This is a genomic window from Agrobacterium sp. (assembly GCF_032092815.1).
Classification (GTDB): Bacteria; Pseudomonadota; Alphaproteobacteria; order Rhizobiales; family Rhizobiaceae; genus Agrobacterium.
This window is the reverse complement of the sequence record NZ_DAMDBP010000025.1, coordinates 1-6,057: the sequence shown is the minus strand read 5'-3', so window position 1 is coordinate 6,057 and position 6,057 is coordinate 1. Positions and strand designations below refer to the sequence as shown.

8 protein-coding genes are annotated in these 6,057 nt (G+C 53.8%); 7 read left to right on the top strand and 1 reads right to left on the bottom strand.

Going from position 1 to position 6,057, the window contains the following annotated elements:
• Window positions 1-89: 89 nt before the first annotated feature.
• Entirely contained in the window at window positions 90-686 is a 597-nt protein-coding gene (gene thpR / locus RT613_RS15205) for an RNA 2',3'-cyclic phosphodiesterase (protein WP_313616618.1), read from the top strand.
• On the opposite strand, the gene RT613_RS15200 is transcribed toward thpR, so the two are convergent.
• The gene (locus RT613_RS15200; RefSeq protein ID WP_313616616.1) at window positions 617-1,099 is read right to left on the bottom strand and encodes a low molecular weight protein-tyrosine-phosphatase; all 483 of its coding nucleotides are present in this window, start codon (window positions 1,097-1,099) and stop codon (window positions 617-619) included. The genes thpR and RT613_RS15200 overlap by 70 nt on opposite strands.
• Before the next feature lie 44 nt (window positions 1,100-1,143).
• Here RT613_RS15200 and RT613_RS15195 point away from each other — a divergent pair, with 44 nt between their 5' ends.
• From RT613_RS15195 to RT613_RS15170, 6 genes are all read left to right on the top strand, one after another.
• Window positions 1,144-1,452 carry a 4a-hydroxytetrahydrobiopterin dehydratase gene (locus tag RT613_RS15195; protein WP_313616614.1) on the top strand — a complete coding sequence of 103 codons (309 nt, stop codon included), beginning with the start codon at window positions 1,144-1,146 and terminating at the stop codon, window positions 1,450-1,452.
• Window positions 1,453-1,502: 50 nt separating this feature from the next.
• On the top strand, window positions 1,503-1,880 hold the full coding sequence (locus RT613_RS15190) for a YkvA family protein (protein ID WP_313616697.1): 378 nt from the start codon (window positions 1,503-1,505) through the stop codon (window positions 1,878-1,880).
• Between the two features lie 379 nt (window positions 1,881-2,259).
• Entirely contained in the window at window positions 2,260-2,763 is a 504-nt protein-coding gene (locus RT613_RS15185) for an invasion associated locus B family protein (RefSeq protein WP_313616612.1), read from the top strand.
• 201 nt (window positions 2,764-2,964) lie between these two features.
• Window positions 2,965-4,200: a 23S rRNA (adenine(2503)-C(2))-methyltransferase RlmN gene (gene rlmN, locus RT613_RS15180; protein WP_313616610.1), complete on the top strand. Its 1,236-nt coding sequence runs from the start codon at window positions 2,965-2,967 to the stop codon at window positions 4,198-4,200.
• Window positions 4,201-4,412: 212 nt separating this feature from the next.
• Window positions 4,413-5,366 carry an ABC transporter substrate-binding protein gene (locus RT613_RS15175; RefSeq protein ID WP_313616608.1) on the top strand — a complete coding sequence of 318 codons (954 nt, stop codon included), beginning with the start codon at window positions 4,413-4,415 and terminating at the stop codon, window positions 5,364-5,366.
• A gap of 187 nt (window positions 5,367-5,553) precedes the next feature.
• A partial coding sequence (locus RT613_RS15170) for an ABC transporter permease subunit (RefSeq protein ID WP_409558831.1) occupies window positions 5,554-6,057 on the top strand: 504 nt, incomplete at its 3' end.

The window sequence follows — 6,057 nt, the reverse complement described above, 5'->3', positions numbered from 1 at the left end:
CAATTGGTGGGCAATAAAAATAAGAGCTTGCGTGCAAAGGCATTGCATGATTCGCTGTTGTTATCTGCAAGAGATTCGGGGAGCTCGCCATGCCGAGACTATTTACCGCTCTCGAAATTCCACGCAACGCGGCGTTAAGCCTCTCTTTATTGCGTGGTGGTCTACCGGGTGCCCGGTGGATTGATGTGGAGAATTATCATATAACCCTGCGCTTTATCGGTGACATAGACGGGCGAACTGCCGATGAGGTAGTTGATCGTCTGGACCGGATAAATCGGCCCGAGTTTCAACTCAATCTGACCGGCATCGGCTCCTTCGGTTCCAAGAAACCCCATTCCATCTGGGCCGGGGTTTCCCCCTCACCAGAAATGAATGCGCTTCAGGCTGAAATCGAACGTATCTGCCAACGCATTGGATTGCCGCCGGATCCGCGCAAATTCATGCCACATGTCACGCTGGCTCGCCTGCGCAATTGCCGTCTTGATGATGTAGTGCAATATCTCTCCGGCCGGGGAGACTTTAGAACCTCAGCCTTTACGGTTGGGCGTTTCGTGCTGATGTCGTCCAAGGAATCGGTGGGTGGCGGACCTTACATCGCCGAAGAGACCTTCCCGCTTTACGAGGCCACGTCGTCTGCACCCATCTTTTCCAGCATGGATTTGCAGCCGGTAAAAAGCATGTTGTAAACGGTGAGAAAACCGTCTGCACCACCGTAATAGGGATCCGGTACACTCTGTGTCGTGCCATGGGCATATTGGCTGAACAGATGCAGCTTGTGCTGCAAGTCTGGTGGGCAGGACTGCGACAGGCGCGCCAGATTATCCTCATCCATGCACAGGATGAGGTCGAAGCGCTCGAAATCATCCGTGTTGACCTGCCGGGCGCGTTGGCCGGAGATATCAATGCCGTGCCGGGCTGCAATCTCCATCGAGCGCGGATCAGGCGGGTTTCCCGCATGCCAGCCACCGGTGCCGGCCGAATCCACATGGAACCTGTGTTGCTGTTGCGCTGTTTCAGTGATGTGTGTGAAAATGCCCTCAGCCAGTGGCGAACGGCAAATATTGCCCATGCAGACGAACAGTATCGAGACTGGTTTCATGCTGTGATCCATAACCTTAGCAATCGGACAGGGAGGTCTATGCCATGAAATACGACAGGCTGGAAACGGCTGCAATCGAGCAGGAACTACAAAAGCTGGGTGGTGGCTGGGTGATGCGTGCCGATGGTTTGGCAATTACCCGTAACTTCAAGTTTGCAAATTTTTCCGAAGCCTTCGGATTCATGACGCAGATTGCGCTGGCCGCGGAAAAGTTCAACCATCATCCGGAGTTGCACAATGTCTATTCCCGTGTGGATGTGGCGCTAACGACCCATGATTCTCAAGGGGTGAGTGAACGGGATTTTCAGCTGGCAGCCTGCATCAACAAGGCGGCTGGCGATCGCGGCAATTGAACCGTGTTTTATTCTTCCCATATAAAGGGAAGATGGAGGCTCCACGAACGATGGATGATGTCAAGATCGGTGAAATCCTATTGCCAGGGGATCCTGATACCCAGGAGGAGCGCGAAAGAGAGGTGCGTTCCAAGTTCTGGCCGAAATTGCGCCGTGCAATGAAGCGCATTCCTTTCGCGCGAGACGCTGCTGCTGCCTATTATTGTGCGATGGACCCGACAACGCCGTTGCGTGCTAAGGGTATTCTGTTGGCAGCGCTTGGATATTTCATCATGCCTATCGACGTGATCCCTGACATGTTTGCGGTGATTGGTTTTACCGATGATATCGCTGTTTTAACGGCTGCTCTGGCGATGATTCGTGCCCATATAAAAATGGAACATTATGACGCCGCCGATGAGATGTTGGCGCGCCCGGAAGAAGAGTGAAAGCGTAACGGTTCTGTGATTTCCACCGTTCGTTGGAGGACAAATTCTTGCCTTAAACTTTGTGTCAAAGCTGTTTGCAGAGACAGCATCCTAAGACACCAAATCCCCTTACGGCTCAAGCATGTCTCCCAAAATGGATAAGCGGTTTGGGAGAAAGAAACGTGTTTCACGAGATGTCGAAGCGCATTGCATCAGAGTGACAAATGCAAGGTGGCTTGACGTCGCGAAATTGTAACAGGGCGATACATTTTCGTTATTTTATCGTTCCCGTTGACGGTTTGGTAACCCATGTTAAGCCAAACTAAAAATGAACATAACTTCGATAAGCCCGGCAGAGCCGTTCCGGGCATTTGGTGACAGTAAACCCGGCAGGAAATCAATGTTTGTAAGAAGTGTAGCAACCGCAGTGGCAATTCTGATGACAGGCGCAAGCCTGGCCTATGCACAGTCGCCCACGCGCATCCAGCAGTTCAACGCATGGGGTGCTTATTCGTACAAATCCGGTAACAGTACCGTGTGTTACGTGCTTTCCATCCCGACAACCAAAGAACCATCGAACGTTGACCACGGTGATATCTTCTTCATCGTTTCGCAGCGTCCGGGCCAGAACATTTCCTACGAACCTCAGGCCATGGTTGGTTACGCCTTGCGCGAAGGTTCGAAGGTCAATGTGAGCATCGACAACAAGAATTTTGTGATGTTCACCAAGGACAAGGCTGCATGGGTTGAGAACGCTGCCGAAGAGCCGGCGCTGGTTGCTGCAATGAAGGGCGGTCGATCCATGACCGTAAAGGCGACATCCGGTCGCGGTACCGCAACAACCTATTCCTACTCGCTCTCCGGCATTTCAGCCGCGTTGAAGCAGATCGAATCCTGCAAGTAAGCATCCTTGCAGCGTGGATTTTGAATGGCCGGTCCCTGACCGGCCATTTGCGTTGAAGACGGATTAATGCTAAAGGCGCGGCAACAAACCGCAAGCGGGCACGTTTTTGATGCCTGCCGCTGATTTTCATGACATGCAGACGATGGTTCGGCCTTTTATAGCTGCCGATTTTCGATGCGTATTCGATGATGGGATATTGCGATGTCCGTAATGGAAGCCACCGGTCTGGCCGTTAAAAAGCCGATCGTTGCCAATAGCGATCTGATGTCTGGCAAGCCCAGCCTGATTGGCCTTACCCGTGAGGAAATGGCCGAGGCGCTGATGGATGCCGGTGTGCCGCAAAAGCAAGTGAAAATGCGCGTCAGCCAGTTGTGGAACTGGCTCTATGTGCGTGGCGTGTCCGACTTCGACAATATGACCAATGTCGCCAAGGATCTGCGCGAAACGCTGAAAGCGAAGTTCACCATTGCCCGACCCGAGATCGTCGAGGAGCAAATCTCTAACGATGGTACCCGCAAGTGGCTGATGCGTTTTCCGCCACGGGGTGCTGGTCGTCCGGTCGAAATCGAAACCGTGTATATTCCCGAAGAAGGTCGCGGCACGTTGTGCATTTCCAGCCAGGTTGGCTGTTCGCTGACCTGTTCTTTCTGTCATACCGGCACACAGCGTCTGGTACGCAACCTGACGGCGGAAGAAATTCTCTCACAATTGTTGCTGGCCCGTGACCGGCTGGGCGACTTCCCGGATGGTTCGACCCCGGTTGGTGCCTATGTGCCAAGCGAAGGTCGCAAGGTGTCCAACATCGTGATGATGGGCATGGGCGAACCGCTTTACAACTTTGAACACGTCAAGACGGCGCTGCTGATCGCCACAGATGGTGATGGCCTGTCGCTTTCCAAACGTCGCGTGACGCTCTCGACCTCAGGTGTCGTGCCGGAAATTTTCCGCACAGGTGACGAAATCGGCGTGATGCTGGCGATCTCGCTGCATGCGGTTCGCGACGAGCTGCGCGACATGCTGGTGCCGATCAACAAAAAATATCCACTGAAAGAGCTGATCGAGGCCTGCCGGAAATATCCTGGTCTTTCCAACGCCCGCCGCATCACTTTTGAATATGTGATGCTGAAGGATGTTAATGACAGTCTGGAAGATGCCAAGATGCTGGTGCAGCTTCTCAAGGGTGTTCCGGCAAAGATCAACCTCATTCCGTTCAACCCATGGCCGGGTACCAATTACCAGTGTTCCGATTGGGCACAGATCGAGAAATTTGCCGATTTCATCAATCAGGCCGGTTACGCGTCACCAATCCGTACACCACGCGGCCGCGATATTCTGGCGGCGTGTGGCCAGTTGAAGTCGGAATCCGAGCGCATGCGCAAGACAGAACGTCTGGCGTTTGAAGCGATGATGATTGCCAACCACGGCGCAGATGACTGATCAGAAAGCAAAGAGACGGCACGTCATTTCCATCCGTGGATAGTGGCGTGCTTTCATCTTGTGTTGATACGTGGGATGCCGACTTTTGCAAGCGTGGCTTGCGCGTGTACTATCGCCACAAGAATAAGCGTTTTGTGGCTGTTCGCTGATTGATTTCAAATCCCCCCTTTCCTAAGAAGATATCCGAAAGAAAAACACTCGGAGGATCATCCATGCGTAAACTCATCTTGGCACTTGCGGCTGCAACCGCACTTGCCATGCCTGCAAAGGCCGAAACTGTAACCGTTGCCGTCACTGCCATCGTTGAGCACCCTGCTCTTGATGCGGCCCGTGATGGCGTCAAGGAAGCTCTGGCCGAAGCCGGTTACAAGGAAGGTGAAAACCTCAAATTCGTTTATGAGTCTGCTCAGGGTAATCCTGCCACTGCTGCCCAGATTGCCCGTCAGTTCGTTGGCGATGCACCAAATGTCATCGTGCCGATCTCCACGCCGTCCGCTCAGGCTGTTGTTGCTGCCACCCGTGACATTCCGGTGGTGTTTACTGCGGTTTCCGACCCGGTTGGCGCACAGCTGATCAAGGAAATGGAAAAGCCTGGCCGTAACGTCACTGGCCTTTCTGACGCCTTGCCGGTGAACGAACATCTGGCACTGATCAAGGAAATCAGCCCGGACGCGAAGACCGTTGGTTACATCTACAACTCTGCCGAAGCCAACTCGGTTTCGACGCTGGAGTTGCTCAAGGCTGAAGCCGAAAAGGCTGGTCTCAAGGTTGTTGAATCCGTTGCGACCAAGTCTGCAGAAGTGCAGGGTGCAGCACGTGCGCTGGTTGGCAAGGCCGACGTGATCTACGTTCCAACCGACAACACCATCGTATCGGCATTTGAAGCTGCAGCTGGCGTTGCCTCGGAAGCGAAAATTCCGCTTTTTGCGGCTGATACGGATTCCGTTGCACGTGGCGCGATTGCGGCACTCGGTTTCAACTACTTCGATGTTGGCAAGCAGACAGGTGCTGTTGTCGTGCGTATCCTCAAGGGTGAAAAGCCTGGTGATATTGCTGCCACCGTTGCCGTCGGTACCGACCTGGTCATCAACAAGACTGTGGCTGAAAAGGTTGGCGTGACTTTCCCGGAAAGCGTTGTGAAGCGCGCCACCAAGGTCATCGAATAAGCATGAAGAGGCTGCCATCGCGCAGCCTCGTTTGTTTTTTGGAAAACTGCCGCATATGCTTTTTCATGCCCGGGCCTGTCCCGGGCATCGTCAAAGCTGGAGGTGAGCGAGCGGTTTCATGGCAGTTTGCGAACTGCAGTAAATGCGCCCAGTGTAATGATTGGGCGATAAATCAGGGATATATCTTGTGAGCCAAATCGCCTTCTGGGGTGCTGTTGAACTGGGGCTGGTTTTCGCCTTTGTTGCTATCGGCGTTTACCTCGCATTCCGTGTGCTGGATTTTCCGGACCTGACCGTGGATGGTTCGTTTCCGCTTGGTGCGGCCGTTGCTGCGGTTCTGATCATTGCCGGTCTGAACCCCTGGCTTGCTGCAGCCTGTGCGATGGCGGCCGGCGCCGCTGCCGGTATCGTCACGGCAACGCTGAATGTGCGGTTCAAGATCCTCAATCTTCTGGCATCGATCCTGACCATGATTGCGCTGTTTTCCGTGAACTTGCGCGTCATGGGCAAACCGAACGTCGCACTGCTCAATCAGGAAACCATGATCGAGCCGTTTTATGGTCTCGGCGTGGCTGAATATCTGGTTCGCCCGCTGTTCGTTGGTGCGCTTGTGCTGATCGCGGTTATCCTGGTTTGGCGTTTCCTGGAAAGCGATGCAGGCCTTGCCATGCGCGCAACCGGTGCCAATGCC